Source organism: Companilactobacillus kimchii DSM 13961 = JCM 10707, from assembly GCF_001435445.1.
In the GTDB taxonomy this organism is placed as follows: domain Bacteria; phylum Bacillota; class Bacilli; order Lactobacillales; family Lactobacillaceae; genus Companilactobacillus; species Companilactobacillus kimchii.
This window is the reverse complement of record NZ_AZDH01000017.1, coordinates 145385-164890: the sequence shown is the minus strand read 5'-3', so window position 1 is coordinate 164890 and position 19506 is coordinate 145385. Positions and strand designations below refer to the sequence as shown.

General features: G+C 33.6%; 17 protein-coding genes. 2 read left to right on the top strand and 15 right to left on the bottom strand.

The window, feature by feature from the left end:
* From FC97_RS07760 to FC97_RS07750, 3 genes are all read right to left on the bottom strand, one after another.
* Positions 1-1265 (bottom strand): PTS galactitol transporter subunit IIC (locus FC97_RS07760; RefSeq protein WP_235628558.1); only part of this gene is annotated, 1265 nt, incomplete at its 3' end.
* Positions 1266-1299: 34 nt separating this feature from the next.
* Positions 1300-1611, bottom strand: coding sequence for a PTS sugar transporter subunit IIB (locus FC97_RS07755; protein ID WP_054642181.1), 312 nt, complete (start codon positions 1609-1611; stop codon positions 1300-1302).
* Positions 1612-1643: 32 nt separating this feature from the next.
* The gene (locus tag FC97_RS07750; protein ID WP_054642180.1) at positions 1644-2108 is read right to left on the bottom strand and encodes a PTS sugar transporter subunit IIA; all 465 of its coding nucleotides are present in this window, start codon (positions 2106-2108) and stop codon (positions 1644-1646) included.
* A 286-nt stretch (positions 2109-2394) separates the two neighbouring features.
* Here FC97_RS07750 and FC97_RS07745 point away from each other — a divergent pair, with 286 nt between their 5' ends.
* Entirely contained in the window at positions 2395-3183 is a 789-nt protein-coding gene (locus tag FC97_RS07745; RefSeq protein WP_225868665.1) for a DeoR/GlpR family DNA-binding transcription regulator, read from the top strand.
* 69 nt (positions 3184-3252) lie between these two features.
* On the opposite strand, the gene FC97_RS07740 is transcribed toward FC97_RS07745, so the two are convergent.
* The 3 genes from FC97_RS07740 to FC97_RS07730 are packed head-to-tail and all read right to left on the bottom strand — an operon-like array spanning position 3253 to position 6952.
* Positions 3253-4179 (bottom strand): ROK family protein, encoded by a 927-nt coding sequence (locus FC97_RS07740; RefSeq protein WP_056968038.1) that lies wholly within the window; start codon positions 4177-4179, stop codon positions 3253-3255.
* An 11-nt stretch (positions 4180-4190) separates the two neighbouring features.
* Complete coding sequence (locus FC97_RS07735) at positions 4191-5774, bottom strand: alpha-L-rhamnosidase-related protein (RefSeq protein WP_054642178.1); 1584 nt, start codon at positions 5772-5774, stop codon at positions 4191-4193.
* A gap of 2 nt (positions 5775-5776) precedes the next feature.
* Positions 5777-6952 carry an MFS transporter gene (locus FC97_RS07730; RefSeq protein WP_054642177.1) on the bottom strand — a complete coding sequence of 392 codons (1176 nt, stop codon included), beginning with the start codon at positions 6950-6952 and terminating at the stop codon, positions 5777-5779.
* 143 nt (positions 6953-7095) lie between these two features.
* Here FC97_RS07730 and FC97_RS07725 point away from each other — a divergent pair, with 143 nt between their 5' ends.
* On the top strand, positions 7096-8058 hold the full coding sequence (locus FC97_RS07725) for an AraC family transcriptional regulator (protein ID WP_054642176.1): 963 nt from the start codon (positions 7096-7098) through the stop codon (positions 8056-8058).
* Between the two features lie 63 nt (positions 8059-8121).
* Here FC97_RS07725 and FC97_RS07720 read toward each other — a convergent pair whose 3' ends face one another.
* From FC97_RS07720 to FC97_RS07680, 9 genes are all read right to left on the bottom strand, one after another.
* Complete coding sequence (locus FC97_RS07720; protein WP_054642175.1) at positions 8122-8979, bottom strand: AraC family transcriptional regulator; 858 nt, start codon at positions 8977-8979, stop codon at positions 8122-8124.
* A gap of 16 nt (positions 8980-8995) precedes the next feature.
* The gene (locus FC97_RS07715) at positions 8996-11137 is read right to left on the bottom strand and encodes a glycoside hydrolase family 65 protein (RefSeq protein WP_082604735.1); all 2142 of its coding nucleotides are present in this window, start codon (positions 11135-11137) and stop codon (positions 8996-8998) included.
* A gap of 61 nt (positions 11138-11198) precedes the next feature.
* Complete coding sequence (locus tag FC97_RS07710) at positions 11199-12659, bottom strand: PTS transporter subunit EIIC (RefSeq protein ID WP_056968036.1); 1461 nt, start codon at positions 12657-12659, stop codon at positions 11199-11201.
* Positions 12628-14088 (bottom strand): family 1 glycosylhydrolase, encoded by a 1461-nt coding sequence (locus FC97_RS07705; RefSeq protein WP_056968034.1) that lies wholly within the window; start codon positions 14086-14088, stop codon positions 12628-12630. The genes FC97_RS07710 and FC97_RS07705 overlap by 32 nt, the downstream gene beginning before the upstream one ends.
* Positions 14089-14409: 321 nt before the next feature.
* Positions 14410-14718 carry a PTS sugar transporter subunit IIB gene (locus FC97_RS07700; protein ID WP_162257586.1) on the bottom strand — a complete coding sequence of 103 codons (309 nt, stop codon included), beginning with the start codon at positions 14716-14718 and terminating at the stop codon, positions 14410-14412.
* 97 nt (positions 14719-14815) lie between these two features.
* Positions 14816-15463 carry an endonuclease III domain-containing protein gene (locus FC97_RS07695; protein ID WP_054642173.1) on the bottom strand — a complete coding sequence of 216 codons (648 nt, stop codon included), beginning with the start codon at positions 15461-15463 and terminating at the stop codon, positions 14816-14818.
* Positions 15463-16086: a DnaD domain protein gene (locus FC97_RS07690; RefSeq protein ID WP_054642172.1), complete on the bottom strand. Its 624-nt coding sequence runs from the start codon at positions 16084-16086 to the stop codon at positions 15463-15465. The genes FC97_RS07695 and FC97_RS07690 overlap by 1 nt, the downstream gene beginning before the upstream one ends.
* Positions 16087-16150: 64 nt before the next feature.
* Positions 16151-16630 (bottom strand): hypothetical protein, encoded by a 480-nt coding sequence (locus FC97_RS07685; protein ID WP_054642171.1) that lies wholly within the window; start codon positions 16628-16630, stop codon positions 16151-16153.
* Between the two features lie 47 nt (positions 16631-16677).
* Positions 16678-19497, bottom strand: coding sequence for a helicase C-terminal domain-containing protein (locus FC97_RS07680; protein WP_235628557.1), 2820 nt, complete (start codon positions 19495-19497; stop codon positions 16678-16680).
* Positions 19498-19506: the final 9 nt, after the last annotated feature.

Here is a 19506-nt window from a genome sequence, read left to right as displayed (position 1 = left end):
AAGCCAATAGCCCACCATTCACCTGCAAAAGCTTTTGCAAAGAATAGACGGAAGTCTGGGCCCTCGAATGTTGACCAAGATAATTGTTGTCCAGCATGAACTTTAACAGTACCAGTTGTTTTAGCCAGGTTAGTAATAATTGGTGCAAAGTAAGTAGCACCATACAAGAAGATTGGTGTTGTAATTAATCCAAGGACTAACATTCTAAGTAAGTTGGCACCAGTTAATAATAATGCGGCTACAACGAATGAAAGATTAATGATTCCGGCAAATGGTAAAACTGTATTTCCCGGAAGAATCATTGCAAAAATCAGCATTACAGGTACCAAAATAATAACTGTGACCCACAATTCATTACGGCCGGCTAAAATAGGCCAATCAACTCCAATGAAAACTTGACGTCCATTGAAATGCTTTTTCATAAAATTACTCATGGCATCAGCGATTGGTGACAAAGCTTGCATGAATAATTTAGAAATCATTGGAAATAGAGTCATAGCGGTTGCTGCTTGAATGGCCAGGTTAAGTGATTTTGAAACTGAATATCCAGCACCAAAGCCTAACAAAACACCAATGATAGCCCCCATTACGGTATTATCTCCAAAGATCCCAATCTTTTTTTGAAGAGCTGCGGAATCGAATGGCTTGTTCATAATAGGAATAAAATCTAGTAGCTTATTCAAAGGTTGAAGAATTACAGCAAATAGTGTTACGAAATGAGGTACAGTAACACCGGGCATACCTGTAAGGTCTTCAATATGACGTTGCCACATATCTCCAGCTTTCAATTCAAGGACAATTTGAATACCAGCTACAATGAATCCGAAGAAAGCATTGTGAGTAAAGTACAAAACAACTACATAAGTAAAAATCTTATTCCAAACATTCCACATATCAACGTTTAATGTTTTTGTCCAATTGAAAGTTAGCATTATAAAGTTAATTGCTAATAACAGTGGAAAGAATAGGAATGCCGATTTATAGGACCAAGTTATAGCCGCAACACCAGTCCACCCAGCATCGATAGCATTTAAACTTAAATGGAATATTTTAGACATTGCTTTGGCAGCTGGTGAAATAGAATCCATCATATAGTTAACAACCAAGGTCATACCGCTAAAGGCAACTCCTAATGTTAGAGCAGCTAAAACCGATTTTTTAAGTTTTAAACCCGCACATGTTGCAAGGATAAACATAATTAAAGGAACGAACACTGGAGCACCTAAATCTAGAACATAATTAACAACAGTCTTTAAAACATCCATAATTCAATCTCCCCTCTAGTCTTTTTTCATTAATTTATGCAGATAAACTCTTTAGACCGGCAATAATTTCCTTGTATGAGACTTCTGGATTTTGTCCAGTGAAGATTGGTAATCCATTAACTGAAGTAATATTATTCTTGTCAACAATTGATTGAATCTCTTCATTAGGACGTGCAATCCAAACATAAATATCATAATTGGCTAAAATATCTGGTAATTTTTTAAAGTCAGTTGCTTCTACATCGACGCCAGTAATTCCATGATCTTCAAAAAAGTCTGAAATATGATTTACTACCAATTCACTCGATGCAACACCACTACCACAAGCTACAATAATTTTTGCCATAATTAATATCTCCTAACTAACAATTAATATTTTTATTTTATAAATTCATTTTGGATATATTGATACATTTCGGATTCATCTGAAATACTTTGAAAGTCATCAACGAAATCTTTATTCTGAATTAAAGCCATGAATTTTTGTAATAAAGTCAACTGATCATTCGAATGCTGAATTCCTAGGAAAAAAAAGGTATCAGCGTTTTCCTTTGTGTTATAACCCATTTGAAGAATTTCAATCGGAGTCTTTGTGGTAACGACACAAACGAAAGGTTTATTTATATTTTCAGGATTAGCGTGTGGTAAAGCGATAGAAATATGTTCGCTGACAACTCCCGTTGGAAACTCATCCTCTCTTTTATTCAAAGCCTCCTCATATGATTCTTTAACATATCCCAATTTCAATAATTTAGAAGCTATATTTTTGTATAACCCCTTTCTATCCTTTTCATCTACATTGAGAAATACTAAATCAGGCTTTAACATTTCTTTGTAGTCCATTATTTTATCCTCCTATAAGTTTTTATTCTGAAAACCAGATAATCTTTACATTCAACTTTAAAAAGGTTGTTATAATTGCTAAAATTTATATTGTTAAATTGATTATGTAGTTTGAATGCTTTTACTTCATTACCTTGCCTTCAATTCAAAGTATATTGAAGCGCTTACATCTCTGAAAGTGAATTCATTATTTTATGAAAATCATTCAAGTATTTCGACTGATTTCGTTCATAACCTGAACATTTAATGAACATTTGATGGATCTGCGCTTCCAGGAGGATAATTGATGCCCAAGGATGAACGTATATCTTCAATCTTAAATATTTTAGAAACTCACCAAAAAATTAGTGTAAAACGCTTAATTGACTTAACTGGTGAGAGTACTTCTACCATGCGTAGAGATTTGATTATATTAGAACAGGCCGGAAAAATTCAGCGTACATTTGGGATGGTATCTTTACTGCCAGATTCCAATATTGAATACAGCTCGCCATACAGATTGCAAGAACAGGTTAATGAGAAGAAATTGATGTGCCACCTATTGTCAAAAATCATCAAAGATAATCAAGCAATGTATATTGACCCTAGTACAACGCTTTCCTTTCTCCCACCATTCCTGAAAGACCACAGGAATCTGAATATCATTACTGATAATTTAAGAGTTGCTGTTAAAACTGGAAAAATGTCTAATATCCATGTATTCATAACGGGTGGTGAATTAAAGCCTAATTCAGACTCAATTATTGGCAGTCACGCAATTCAAGACCTTGCAATGTTTAGACCACAATTGGCAATTATGTCGTGCAGTTCATTAGACATGAATGGTGCTTACATGGCAAATGTTGAACAAGCAAATATTAAAAGACAGATGCTTGCCAATGCGCGCGAGGGTATTTTATTGGCTGATCATACTAAATTCAAGAATGACAGTTCAGATTACGTTAAATTAGCGGAATTCCCTGCTTGGACTACGTTGATTACTGATCGGAAACCTCCAATCGATTTTTTAGTTCGTTTGAGAAGATTAAATGTCAAAATAATTTATCCTAATTTTAAAAATAATCCGCTTATTTAGAGCAAAAAAAACTATGCCTAAAATGAACTTAAAAGTTCATCCTGAGCATAGTTTTTTTAGAATGTTTTATTAATTAGTGGCTTGCCCCTTATTCTGAAAATAATTGTCCATATTCATAAGCCAATTATATAGTGCTCCGTACAAGTTAGCGTCATTCTTAAATTTACTATTAATAATCTTAGGTTTAGACAAGGTGGTTTGAATTATAGGAACCTCACTACGTAATTTGATGAATTCCTGGTTAATCGTTTGAGCAACGATAGGTTGTGATGATATTCCACCACCGATAACATATCTATCCAGATCAATAATCGCTTGAATATTATGAATCAAAGTTGCAATATTACGACAATATCTCTCAAAAATTGGCATAATTGAATCATTGTCTTTATTAATTTCTTCAAATACTCTTTTACCATCATTTTTATTATTCAAACCTAATTTTGTGGCACATTCATTGATCATTTTTACCGCTGATCCAGAACTACCTTCTAAGTCATCATAGCCTAATTTTTTTGAATTATTAACTAAGAAACTAACTTCACCAGCTTGAAAGTGTGAACCATAAATCAATTGATGATTCATAATAATTCCGCCACCTACGCCTGTGCCTAACACTATAGCAGCACCATTTTTAATATCTTTCAGATTACCTAACCATAGTTCTGATAAGGCAGCAGCCTTGCCATCATTTTCAACGGCAACAGGAACATCAGTGTTTATCAAATCAGCTAACGACTTTTTATCCATAAATGGTAGACTACCGCCTCCATAAATCTTTCCATCATCGTGGCTTACTCTTCCCGGAACACTAAATGCAATACCTGTAAAACTTCCTCGGTAATAATCGATTATTTTTTGTAAGGAACTTATAAAATCATTTAAACTGTGCAAAGTTACCATTGAATTTTTCTCAATAAGTTTTCCCGAACGATCAATGATAGCATATTTGACATTAGTTCCTCCAACATCAAAAACCAAATATTTATTAATCATAATTTTCTAACCTACTTAACCAAATACTTTCTAATAAGGTATGTCGGCGTACAGCTCCAAGCATGACAATAACTATTGATTACTGGACTACCATATGGTGAGAAATTCAAATCTTCTGGTTCAAATGCTTCCCAGAAAGTATCGGCCCCAAGATCAACCATCTTACCCCAATAATTCTTGATTAATTCAATACCATCATCCTTATGCCCTGATTCAAATAAGGCTTCTGCTATATGATGATACATATAAGGAGTTGCAATACCTGTTACAGGGAATAATTTTTTAATGGCATTAGTCATCAGTTTGTAATTTTCCTCATCATTCAAAACATGTGCTAGTACCATCCATGATTGACTAGCAATATTTATTTCTTTATCTGGACCACTTGTAAAGAGACCCTTGTTTTTATCGTACATTTTTTCAATTGCGGCTTGTGATAATTTTTCAATAATTTCTTTATAAGTATTCAAATCGGGATCATGTTTCAGATCAGCTAAAGTTACAAATTGTTTCATTACATAAATAAGAATTGCTTGACCAGAAGTCTGTTTATCAATGTCATTCGACCAATCGACAAAAACAGGCCAGTCTTCATTCATTTGTAAAATATTGTCTGAATTAACCTCCTTCAAAGCTAAATCAATTTCTCTTTTTGCAATAGGATAGAGATCATCAACTACCGTTTGATCTTTAAAGTTGTCAAAATAGTTTTTAAGAACAGAAATAAAGAACAAACTATAGTCATACATAAAGGTATCATCTGGTGTTGACTGTGGTTTAGTGAAAACATTGGCTGAAATTTTACCTTCTTCAGTTGTCATTCCACCAAAGAGATACAAGCATCTTTTAACTAATTCCTGATTATTGAATGTGGCATAGTTTGCCATTGCTTGAAGACGTAGATCACCTAACCACAAGCGATGATCACGTTTGGGACCGTCTTCAAAAACTTCTTGCATACAATCTTGTAAAGTTTTGATACTTACTTGATCAATTTTTCTTAACATTGGATCATCAATTTTTACTTCTGGTACATCTTTAATAGAAACTGCACTTTCGGTCTCTAGTGTTGGGCTACTAAAACTGACACCCCATTTTGGTGAAGTATCCATAACTTCTAGTTCGACATATCTAAATGAATAACGGCGAGGCATGTGCAACGTTGTAGGTAAAACATCTAAATGAACGTATTCTTCAGTAATCCATGAACTACTCAACCAACCATCATAAGTACTTGAATCAACTCCAATTTCTGCCGGTGTTTCTGCAAAAGTTAAATGTAAGAATAAAGGCGCATCCATGGGTGAACCAACTGAATTCAAATCAATCCCAAAGTGTCCTACTTCATGATTACCGAAATCAAGAACGATTTTTTCACCTTTCTTAAATGAATATGAGGCCAGTTTGCTGATATCCTTGTCACTATCGACTGCCTTAAAACCATTCATAGCATTTTTGTCCGCTACAATGTCTACTATTCTTTTCGCAGAAATATTTTTATGTTTCAAAGTTGGTACATTATCTTCTGCTTTCTTTAGTAATTCTTCATTATGATTAAATTTAACATCGTTATTAATTTGAAATTTAAATGCCATGATTAGCCTTCCTTTACAAATTTTTTATTACGTACTGTTACAAAAATCAAACCAATTATTGCCATAACTGCAAGTACTGTTCCGCCAGCCATGAAAACACCATTTACAGAGCTTGTTCCTGAAATATTTCCTAACAGCGCTAATCCATAAGGTGAAAATGATGATCCTAAGTTAGAACCGACTAATAGTAATGACGTTGATAATGTTGCTGACCCTTTTGGTGAAACAACTGATACTTGATTGAAAAGATATGGTACAAGTAATGAGAATGAAATACCGGTAAGTACACCACCGATACCCGAAAGAACAATACTATTTGATACCGCTAATATGAAAAAGGAAATAGCCATCAAAACAATCGAAACTGGAATTGTATAATGTCTGATGATTTTGAAAATGGTACCAAAAGCAAATCCAGCTAACATGCTACCAATGGACATAATACTAATGATATTTGCTGCATCAGTTGCTGTACCATAACCATTTGACGTAAATAATAGAGCTAATTTAACTTGAACACCCATATAGATAATCAAAACTACAAATAATAAAAGTACATATCCGATAACTTGCATATTAGTAGATTGTTTAACTTCATTATTTGATCTGCCGTTGCTATCTTGTTTCTTCTCTGGGCTTGGAACAAATAGAATAAATAGAACTAAGATGGGTAAAATAATTGCATAGATCCAAAATGTTACGTGCCAGTTAACCTTCAATAATTGACCAGCTACATAAGTCATAATCGCTGTACCTAAACCTTGAAAGGCACTTTGAAATCCAATCAATTGAGCTCTCTCATCACCAGTGAAGTAATCGCTTATCATACTTACAGCTAATGAATTAAAGAGTCCAAAACCAACACCCAACAAAGCTCTGGATACTAAGACGACCGTAAAGTTACTGCTGAAAGCAGGAATGATACCTGAAATCAAAGCAATTATTAATCCCAAAATAACTGTTTGTTTTTGACCTATTTTCTTTGCAATGAAACTACTTAAAATAACAAAAATAACTACCATTAGTGCTGGAATTGTTGTTAACATTTCTACAGATGATAGGGACTCATTTGAGAATGTTTTGGCCATTGCGGGAATATTACCTGAGATGGCTCCAGCAGAAGTCAACACTAGAGAAATTGAAAGCAGTGAAAACTTCATTAACCAACCTTTCTTCATAATAAATACCTCCTAGATAATCTTTTTTTATAAGAATTTCGGTAACTTGTTATCGTTTACATATACATTAAACAATGATAGCGTTAACATAACAATGTCAAATATAATTACTAAAAGTAACAAATATACAGGTGGTATAACGAATGAACTTAGATAAATTACTTAGAGAACCCGATAAAATAGAGAAAAAGCAACTCGAAAATCATGCTTTCGTTATGGATTTTCCACAAATGGAAAAACGTCTTTTACACGGAAATTACCGATTAAACAACGAAATATTTTTTAAAAATAATTCTCTTTATATTTCCAAACATCATCGTTTTGCTCCATATCCTCTTCATTCTCATCAGTTCTTGGAACTCAACTATATGTATTCCGGTAAATGTCGTGAAGTAGTAAATGGTCAAGAAATAAATTTGCATCAGCACGATATTCTTCTATTAGATACTGGTAGCAAACATAAAATAGATCCATTAAACGAGAATGATATTTTAATAAATTTTCTCTTTAAAGAAACCGATTTGAGTCTTGATTTTCTAAACAATATTAATCAACAATATTCACCATCTTTTAGTTTTGTCGTCAATGCTATCATCGGCAACAATTATGATAATCACAAAAATTTCTTATTACTCCGTGAATCAGATTCTTCTTTACCGTTTATTCTGGAGCAAATAATGAATGAATATTTCTTTCCCAAATATTTTTCCAATCAAATTATTAAAAACTATATTCCTATTATTTTTTTCGAAATGGCCAGAGCTGTGAATGTTCAGGTTGAAAATGAGGTTATTCCTAACAATGAAATCATCGTATCTATTTTGAAAAATATCGAACAAAATTACGCTAATATTACTTTGAATCAGATTGCTAAAGAAATGAATTACAGTAGAAATTACGTTAGCAACTTAATTAAAAATAAAACTGGAAAAACTTTCTCTAACATTCTTAATGAGCAGCGCATGCAGCACGCATACGATCTATTAACAAATACGGATCTACCAATTGGAATTATTATTGAACGGATTGGTATGTCGAATCGGACACAATTTTATAATAAATTTGAACAGTATTATCATGAGAAGCCCAGTAAATTTAGAAATTAGAAAATAAAAATCCATCGTAAAACTGTGGATGATCTACACTACAGTTTTTACGATGGATTTTACTTATTCTATTAGCGAATATTTTTTGCGATATTGTTTGGGTGACATTCCCACTTGAAATTTAAAGTTACGATAGAATGTTTTATTACTAGAAAAACCAGATTTTACTAAAATAACACTAATGGAATTATCCGTATTAATTATTTCCCACTTGGCCTTATCGATTCGATAATTATTTAAAAATTCAATAAAAGTTTGACCAACATTCTTCTTGAAAAATCTCGAAAAGTAATAAGGACTAAATCCTGCTTGCCCAGAGACGTCCTCTAATGAGATTCGATATTGATAATTCGATTCTACATAGGTAAAAACCTTATTTAGAGTTTCGAGAATCTCCTTACTCTTTAAGTTAACATCTAGATCCTTAACATCTTTTGTAGTTGGCAATTTTCTAATCATTATGGAAATCAAATGATACATCAAACTAGTAATAATAAAATTCATATCCGTTGCCGATTTATTTTCTTCTTCAACAATCAACATGAGAATATCGTGCATTTCTTTGTTAACAGCATCACTCCAAAAAGTGCTGACCTGTGAGATACTATTCAACCTAGTGACCAAATTAGAATCCTTGACCATCGATTCATTGAAGAGATTCATATCGAATTGATAAACGAAACGGTTGGAATCAGGGGTGGCAACGATATAGTGAATGTCACCACTTTTGAAGAAAGCAATGCCAGTATCTTGCAATTGATATTGCTTGTCATTGATACCTAAATTAAGTTTTCCTTTTGTCAATAAAATTAATTCATATTCACGGTGCCAATGTGGGGTAGTTAAAATATCGCCCCTATTTTTTATAAACTTGAAACCTAACTTAGGGTCAATTTTTGGCATTTCCAAATAAATAGCCACGTATTTGCCTCCTGTATTACTTCTCTACAGTAGATTTAACACCATTGACTACAATATTAATAGGATCTCCTGAAATAATAGTTACTTTAGTATTGTTTTGAGTATATTCAATATTTAACAATCGGCCTTGATACTGAATTCGAATTGTTAATTTGTTCCAAAGTTTAGGCAGATTATTTTGTATATAGAGCAAACCATCTTTAATCTGGATACCACCAAAGCCTGAAACGATAGCAACCCAGCTACCACCTAGATTGGCAATATGTAAGCCATCATTAGTATTACCCTGAAGATCGATTAAATCAGTTTTAGCTGTAGCAATGAAGTATGAGTAAGCCTTATCCTTTAAACCTAATCTGGCCGCTAAAGCACTAAAAATTGAACGTGAGAGTGACGAATCATGTGTTGTAATATTTTCATAGTAATCAAACTCTTTAACTAACTGATCCTTAGAAATATCATCGAATAAGAAATCAGCAAACAAAGTATCTGCCTGTTTATCGACCTGGTATCTGTAAATCGTCAGAGGATGATAATGTAGCAATAAAGGATAGCTTTCCTTCGGCGTTTGTTCAAACGGCCAAATGGGTTTCTTGAAATACGAATCATCCTGTTCGTTAATGCCTTTTTCTTTATCAAATGGTAAAAGAATAGCATCACGGATTGTTGTGAATTCTTTTATCTCATCTTCACTAACACCCAATTGCTGTGCTTTTTCAGGGAACTTTTCAATCAATTCAATAGCAAAAGTCAAATTGAATTTAGCCATGCGGTTTGTATAATAATTATTATTAACGATAGCTGAATATTCATCTGGCCCTGTCACATCGAAAAAGCAGAATTTTTGTTGACCATCAATTTTAGTGAAGCTACCAAAATTGGTCCAGAATCTAGCTGTTTCCAAAACAATTTCTAATCCGTATTTCTTAATTAACTGATCATCATTAGTGACGTTGTAATAACGGTAAATGGAATATGCAATGTCAGCATCAATATGATATTGAGCGGTACTTGCGGGATAATAAGCACTGGCTTCTTTTCCGTTGATAGTTCTCCAAGTGAACAAAGCACCATCTTTTACGCCTAGTGTACGGGCACGTTTTTTAGCTTCGGGCAAAATATTATATCGATATGCAATCAAGTCAGCTGCAATTTTGGGATTTGTGTAAGCAAAGAATGGAGACATATACATTTCAGTGTCCCAGAAGTAATGCCCTTCATAACCGACACCTGAAAGGCCTTTGGCAGAAATATTAGTTTTACCATCCCTACCAGCAGACGACTCTAATTGGTAAAGATTAAAATGAATAGCTTGATCTAGCTGATCATCCCCATCAATCTTAACTTCGCTTTGATTCCAGAAATTTTTCCAAAAATGTTTTGATTCAAGTTCTATTTCTTCAAAAGTAGGCACATTATCTAGAGAAATTTCTTGATTGATATTACCAACAGCCGCAATTACATCAAATGTTATTGGGGTATTCGCTAAAGAAAATGTCTGCTTTAAATTCTTGTCTGTAGTTAAGCCCATTTCAATAAACAATTGACTATTCTCAGTAGTTATTCGCAGTACATTTTGATTCTGTGAAGTCAGAACATTATCGTACTGCAAGGTTGTAATTTCTCTGGATTTTCGAGGATCATCACTATCTTGTGCCGTCTCACCAAACTTCATATCCTGCACAAGTCTAATTTTCCCCTTATAGTCATCACTGGAAATCTTATAACGTAAACCTATAAACTGACTTTTTTCTTGATTGACAACACCAGTTAGCTCTAAGTTAATAAATTCATTTTTGGCATTAGAAATTTTATAAGTTGAGTGTAATATTCCTTGGGCCATATCCAATTTCATATCCTGCAACTGTGTGTGTATAAATTTGTCATCATTTTCATCATAAATTTCTATCTGTCGCAAATCAGGTAGCTTAACTATAGTTTGATTCTTCTCAGCATATCCGTAAGCTTTCTCACCATAAATGATATTTGATTCTTCATAAAATCCATTAACAATTGTTCCTGCATTATCAGAAGGACTAATTGGATCACTGGCTCGTATCCCTAGGTGTCCGTTGGCAATAGAAAAAATAGATTCTAAGTATTCTGGTTGAGTCGATTTTAAATCATCTAACCTAAGCATTTTTGATAATTTAATCATTTTACTATTCTCCAAACCAAAGAGAGGTCGGTAAAGATACCGTTCCCTCTCTTTTTTATTATTAATTAATTGATGAAACGCTATTTAAAGTCACTTCAGTTTTAGGCTCATTAGTATTAGTGGCTTTTTTCTTTTCTACGACTTCTTTAGAACCTTTGGATAGAATTAGGCTAGCAATGAAAGAAACAGATAATGATAAGGCCATCATTATCACACCATTTACAACATTGGTTAGACCTTTGGCACCATTTAATCCGAGAATGGCCATAAAACTATTTTGAGGAACATATAATGTAACGCCCATAATACCGCCATACAGTCCAGCGACTCCAGCACCAATTACAGCACCAATCATTGGTTTCTTATATTTAAGATTAATACCATACATAGCCGGTTCGGTAATTCCCATAATTGCTGAAATTCCTGAAGATGTGGCCAATGACTTTTGACTAGGCTTCTTAGCTCTAATTCCAAAGGCTAATGCAGCCGCACCTTGTGCTAAGTTGGAACAAACTTGTGCTACTAAAATTAATGATTCATGTCCTGTTGAAGCAAATGTTGATAGAAAAATTGGTGTCAGTGCGTGATGCATACCTGTCATAACAATGAAAGGCATACCAGCAGCTAATAAAGTAACCATAATGAAGCCCAAACGTCCCTGAAGCATATTGATGACCCAAGCTAATCCTGCACCAGCAAATGAACCTAATGGTCCTACAATGATTAATGCGATTGGAGCACTAATCAAAAGGATTAGAGTAGGATTTAAAATGATTTTCAAGGAACTAGGAGTTATATGATCTACGCCTTTTTCAATGAAGCCCATGACCCAAACCATAAGTAGTGCAGGAATTACTGTTGCAGCATAAGTATCAGGTGCAATTGGAATTGATAAGAATGAAATTGGTTTACCAGATGATACCCACGCTGTGAAATTAGGATGTAATAAAATCCCAGCAACAATAACAGCTAAAGAAGTATTAACCTTGAATCGTTTTGAAGCATTAATTGCTAATAAAATGGGCATAAAGTAGAAAGCTGAGTCGCCCATGATATCAAGAACTTTATAAGTTGGTGCGTTAGAACTCATCCAGTTGAAAGTAGTTGCCAAAGATAGGATAACTTTGATCATACCAGCAGCAGTTAAGGCTGGAATCATTGGTGTCATACAAGCTGTGATTGCATCAATGATCTGATTAAATATACCTTCTTTTTTCTTAGGATCATTGGGTTGAATATTAGATGATTCAACTGTATCAGAATCACCATTAATTACACCCAATTTAATAATTTCATCAAAAACGTGGCTTACTTCATTACCTATTACAACTTGATACTGATTAGCAGTCCTAACAACCGTAACAACTCCATTTAAACTTTCGAGTTGCTCTTTATCGGGCTTATTATCATCTTTTAAATCAAATCTTAATCTGGTAGCACAATGAACTAAAGAGTTAATATTCTGCTTACCACCAACTCCTGAAACAATATCAATGGCTAATTTTTGATAATCTTTTTTCATTATTATTCTCCCCTAAACTATTTAGTGATAAATAATTCTTAAACCAAAAGAAACTATCTTTTTTAATACGCTTATTTGTTCCATTTTCAAAGTCATCCAAGTCCACATAGATAACTCCATACCTCTTAGACATTTTTCCTTCACTAACACTTACCAAATCAATTACTCCCCACATTAGGTAGCCGATTAGTGGGATGCCGTCTTCTTCAACTGCTTTTCTCATCTCTGAAAAATGTTGTTCAAGATATTTAATTCTATAAGGATCATGAATCTTACCATTAGTTACTCTATCTTTAGTGGTTCCTAATCCATTTTCGACAATAAATACCGGCTTTTCATACCTTTCGTAAAGTTGATTTAAAGTAATTCTTAATCCAAGTGGATCAATCTGCCATACACCATCTTCATTCGAAAGATAAGGATTTTTAACCGTTTCAAAGCCATTAGTTGCTGTATGTTCCAACCTGTCTCCATCAGCAGCAGAGCAAGCACTTGAATAATAACTGAACGAAACGAAGTCTACTGTATTATTCTTTAGTAACTGCAAGTCATCACTGGTTATATCCAATGTTAAATTATTTTGTTTGCAGAGATTATTAAAATAACTAGGATAGTTTCCCCTTACTTGTACATCTGAGAATAATAATGCTTTTCTATCGCTTAAATTAGCTGCCCAGACATCTTCAGGGTTGGGTGAATATGGATATGTTCTGCCCGCCGCTATCATACAACCAAACTTAAATTCTCGGTTAATCTTACGTCCCTGCTTAATTACTAAGGAATTGGCCAATAATTGATAATGTGCAGCTTGATATTCTTTTTGCAAAATGTTGTCTTCTTTAGTAAAGATCAATCCACCTCCAATAAACGGAATATGCAAAATCATATTCAATTCATTAAATGGGATCCAATAATCCACATATTCAGAAAATTCTGTCATAACACTATTGGTGTAGTGTAAGAATAAATCAATTACTTTTCTGTTAGACCAACCACCATATTTAGTTACTAAATTTAGTGGGATTTCAAAATGACTTAAAGTTACGATTGGTTCCATATTGTATTTTTTAAGTTCCCTAAAGATTCCTCTATAAAAATTCATTCCATCACGATTAGGAGTTGTCTCTTCACCAGTTGGAAAAAGTCTAGTCCAGGAAATTGAAAATCTAAATGCATTAATTCCTAAATCATGTAGCAATTTAATGTCTTGAATGTACGTATGATAAAAATCTATTCCCAAATCACTGGGATGATGATCGTTGTTATATGTATTAAAAATATTATTATCGTCATCCCTATAAACAAGTTGAAGTCTTCGTTTATCCATAGGTAACATGTCAAAATTGGATAATTTCGATTTTGCGTGATTGCTATTTCCCTCGGTTTGTCCGGCGGAAATGGCACCACCCCATAAAAATTTAGTTTGCATAGAAATACCTCTATCGTATGGTTTGTAGGAGATGATCATCTCAATTAACGATTACAGAATACATCATAAATCGCTTACATTCAGTGTGCTATCTTGTCCAATTATTCTCATATTTTGCGATTATATGAATTGAAGTTCTCAGGATGTCGTGCTTGATTTTACATTTTGTAAAAATAATAATGATACAAAAAATAAGGCATTCTATTTGAATGTCTTATTCATTTTAATTCAATACATATGTTGATAATTATTTTTCAAATACCCAATAAAATCGTTTCTACTTGCTGCCATCATACAACCAATTTGATTTTATTATGGATACTAATTTATTTTAGATAACGCAAAAGAAAGAACCTTCTCCCCATTCATCATCCCATAATCTTTCATATCGATTACATCTACTGGGATATTAACTTCATTCACTATATTATCGTATTGAAAGCTTATCTGTGGGCCTAATAAGATTATTGCTGGATTGTGTTTTTGGGCCTCTTCAGGAATAGCCGCGCTGGCAGTAGCAAAAATATAAACATCAATATTTCTTTTTTTCGCGGCCTTCCTCATTTTTGTAACAAGTAATGAGGTAGACATTCCGCCTGCACAAGCCAACATGATTGTTTTTGTCATAATAATTTTCCTTTTGTATACGTTTTCAAGATACTAATAAGTATATCGCTGTAAAAAAATAAAGTAACATCAGAATTTTTTCTGATGTTACTTTATCCAATTAATCTTTTTCATTTTCAGCATTCAACTCATCGCATTTGATAATCAATTGATTGGTCTCTTTAGCTGGGTCGAGTTTCATAGAATACTTGCGGCCGTATTCAATCATTGTATGATGTGCCTGATGTAGCTCTTCAGGAGGCATGACACTGACAATCTTCTTCTCAACTTGCAATGGATTAGCTTTCTCATCAACAAAATGTAGTCGCTTAGAAATAGCCGAAACATGTGTATCTACAGCAAATGTTGGTTGTTGAAAGACATCACTTAAAACCACATTGGCGGTTTTTCTACCAGCACCAGGAAGCTCCATAATTCCCTTTCTAGTTTCAGGTACAATATCATTCAATTCTGTATGAACGACGCCAGCTGTTTTGATAATATTTCTAGCTTTGTTATGGAATAAGCCAACACTTTTAATAATCTCTTCGACGTCTTCCACATTGGCATTCATCAAATCTTTAGGCTCTGGATATTTGGCAAACAAAATTGGTGTGACTTTATTAACTGAGACATCCGTTGCCTGAGCACTCAAAATTACCGAAATTAAATATTGAAATGGTGTTCTTGAATCTAATGATGGTCCGACGGGTCCAATATCGTCCTCCATTTGACGAATAGCCCAAACTATCTGTTCATCTTTTAACATTAATATCCCAACTTCTTTCGACGGTCTTGTAATTGTTCTGCTGTCTTTATATTACTCTTTTCCCAACTAATAAGGATCCGATCCATATATTTTAATGAATAAGCCTGATTCAGCACGGCCTCACGTAAAGCCAGATCAATCAATTCAACACTGTAATGATCATCATCGATCCATTGATGAATCTGTTCTTGTTCGATTGGTGATAAAGGACGGCCAAATTCGACTTCAATTTTTCTAAACAGTTCTTCAGTTTCCGACATCAAACGATTCTGTTGATTAGACTCTTGTTCTTGTTGCAGTAAATTCTTAATACGATGATAAATTGGTGTTAATGAATAAATATCTCGCTGTTGATGATGATCCATAATTGTTTTTAACTCAATTACTCCCAATTTAATCAAACCCTGAATAATAGTATAAATACTGGCCTCATCCATACCAGTATCTTTAGCCAAATCTTTTGCCATTGGAAAAGTGACACCCTTTTGAGCGTACATGGATAGAGCTAGATAAACAATTAGATCCTTTTCAGTCATGCCCAAATTATGATAGTTTTGCAGAACTAAATTATTGATACTAGTACTGCCGCTTTCCACGAATTCATTAAATAATTCATCTTCCATACTTAATTACTCCAATTAACAAAAAAAGCCTGAGAACATGTTATCTCGACTTTTTTTATTTGATTTAAATATTATTTATTATTTGAATACTTTTGCCAGTACGGAAATCGACCAAATTATAGCCGATACTGCCATTTTTCTTTTGGAAAGCTACTTCCCAAGTTGGCTTTTTCTTGTATAGTCCCAAATTGATATGCAAAATCTTTTTGGCGCCATAACGTTGAGCTACATCATCAATAACAGTTTGACGTACGGGTGCTGTATTCTTGTTGACTATTTCTGTTTTACCGCTTTTTGCGTTGATAATAATATAACGATATTTTTGACCTTTGGTTAAACCACCAACTGCGTAATATTGTTTTTTGCGGGTATAGTTACCGAAATAATCCGGCTGAACGATTCCCGCTTTTTCTTTTGCAATATCGTTAGCTTGTGATTTTGCACTTGAAAATGGTGCAAATGAAAGATTCAAATATGTTAGTACTGACACAATAGCAAGTGCGATCAAAGATATGGTCAATAAAACTTTTGTACTTCTATTCATAAGTTCTTCCTTTTCTCAGTTACCAGAATAGTATAGCAATCTTTTGGCTAATTCAAAAACTCATTTATATCTTTTTTAATCGTATCCATATCTTCATTAACAACTGGTAGACCCTTTGGTAAAGAATCTAAAATTGTTTTACCGTAACTCTTAGTTAAAATGCGATTATCTAATAGTAAAATAACACCGCGATCACTTGGTGTTCTAACTAAACGTCCTAAACCTTGTCGTAACTGCAGAATAGCATTAGGCAAGGAATCAACCTTAAAGACATTGAGATTTTGTTCTTTCAAGATATCCTGTTTAATTTTCACATCTGGTTGTTCAGGTGATTCAAATGGAATTCTTGTAACAATCAAAATCTCTAACATTTTCTTGGGAAAATCGACTCCTTCCCAGAATGAATTGGCACCAAGTAAGACTGAGCGACGACCAATTGCAAAGCGTTTCTTTATCTTCTCATTTGAGCCCGTGACTCCCTGAGCTAAGATTTCCCACTTTTCTTTGACATCTGTTTCCATCAGTCGATCGTAAACATTACTTAAAGTGTTTAGCGAATTAAAAAGAATCATTGTTTGATGATCTAAATTATCCAAAATATCAACAATGTATTTTGTCACCATTGCATAATATTCTTCACTATTTAGAGACTGAATATCTGGCAAACTAGATGGTAAATAAATTTTACTATTCTTTGAAATACTATTGGAATCAGGTAAGATCACCATTTGATTAATCTGGTTTTGATTCAATTGTGTATCCAAAATGAAATGTGAAAAATCCTTTTGAATTGTAATCGCGGCTCCAATAGCAAAAATCTGACTGAATCGTTCTGTAGTTTCCTCGATCAGGCCTTGAATATCAAATTGACGCCAACTAATTTTAAGTGTATTAACTTCATAATAATCACGCATATCAATTTGAACACCGAATTTAGTATCCTTTTCTTGAATAGCCTGTAGTAAGTCATCCAAATTCAAAATAACGTCGCGTAACTTGTTATTTTCAATCGTTAGATTCGAGATAACTTTAGAAAGTTCGACCGAAATAAAATTCTTTTGGAAGTTATATTGATCAAATAAAGTCTCGACACGATTAGAAACGAGTGACAGTTCAACAATCAAATCGGACAATAATTCAAATAATTTAGGATTGTTTCGACCAAACTTGTGGTTACTATCCAAAATTGAAACGAAATCTTCACGATCTTTGAATTTAACTTTATTTTGAACATAAGTTCCAAAAATATTATATTCCAAACGTTCCATTAATTCGTCGATTGCTTGAAAATGAGTTTCCATTCCTTGCAAATCTTGGTAATTCCACAACTGCGTCGTTACTTCAGTAAAGGCATAACGTAAAGTTACACGATTCTGATAAAGAATATCACTTATTTTCTTAACGTATTCGTTCAATTTAAGAAAATCAATTGTTGGTGAACTGGCGCTACGCAGACTCCCAGCAAAGTGATTGGCCTCATCAATAACTAAATAGGAATTCTTACCCCAATATTGACTGTCCAAATGACGGGCCAAAAAGGCTTGATTAGTAACTAAAATCTTTGATTCTAAATAACGATTTTGCTGGTAAAGCCAGAAATCATCATTACTAAAGATCGTATTTTCTTTAGACTCACCACGATGACGAATAATACTGAACAAGGGACTGTTGTAATTAGTCAGGTGTAGTTCACTCAAATCACCAGTCGTTGTCATTGTGAGCCAAACGATAATTTTCATCTTCAAAATAGCCGTATGACTATGCAAACGGTAATTATCCAAAGCCTCATAGAAACGATCCAAATCAATAAAATTATAACTACTTTTGACTATTTCGGCGTGATACTCATTGTTAGTAACTTGATTAAGCAAAGGAATCGATTGCTCCACGATCTGTTGTTGCAAAACCTTTGTTGTTGTCGCAATAACCAACTTTTGATCAATATTAACCAAATAAGATAATGGCAAAAGATAACCCAATGTCTTACCTGCACCAGTTGGTGCTTCAATCAGATTCCATTTTTTGACCTTATCACGGTGTTGGCTCGTATGATAAATGTTATCCATCAACTTGGATTGATTAACACGATAGTCCAAAATTCCATCCAACAACTCTTTCTTTGCTTCACGAGTTTGCGGATATTTAGTTGTGTGATCAATCTTTTCACTAACATGAAAGTCTTTTTTACGTAAAATCAAGCCATTCTTCTCATACAAATAAGCTGGTAAGACTGAAGAACGTGAATTCTTCTCTCGCTCTTCCAAAATAGTTTTGAAAACCAAATTAGTTTCACGGATAGTATTCTTACCAAATTTAGCTAGCATTTGTAAAGTCGGAATTGGCAATTGCTGAATTCGTTTTAGAATAATCAAAAACAATTCGGCAGTAACATGTGCATCACTGTTGGCACTATGTGGATTCTTATGTGTAATGCTCAAATAATGCGTTAAATCTTGTAGTTTGTAACTACTAATGGTTGGAAAAAGTATTTGCGATAATTCAACAGTATCGATAGCTTTGACATTGAGTTGGTTCATTCCGATACGTTTAAGTTCTCGATTTAAAAAGGTCAAATCAAAATTCACATTATGTGCAATAAAAACTCGATTTTTTAAAAGTTTAAAGATATCAGGTGCAACTTCTTCAAATGTTGGTGAATCCTTAACATCATCATCGCTCAACCCCGTTAAAGCCGTGATTCGACCTGGAATCGGCACTTTAGGATTGATTTTTTGATCATAGATATGTGTTATTTCACCGTTTTCGATAAGGGCACAGCCGAATTGAATTATACGCCCGTTGTCATGCCAATTAGAATTGGTTGTTTCTAAATCAACAACAGCGTAAGAATTTTTCAAATCATTCACCTCTCATCT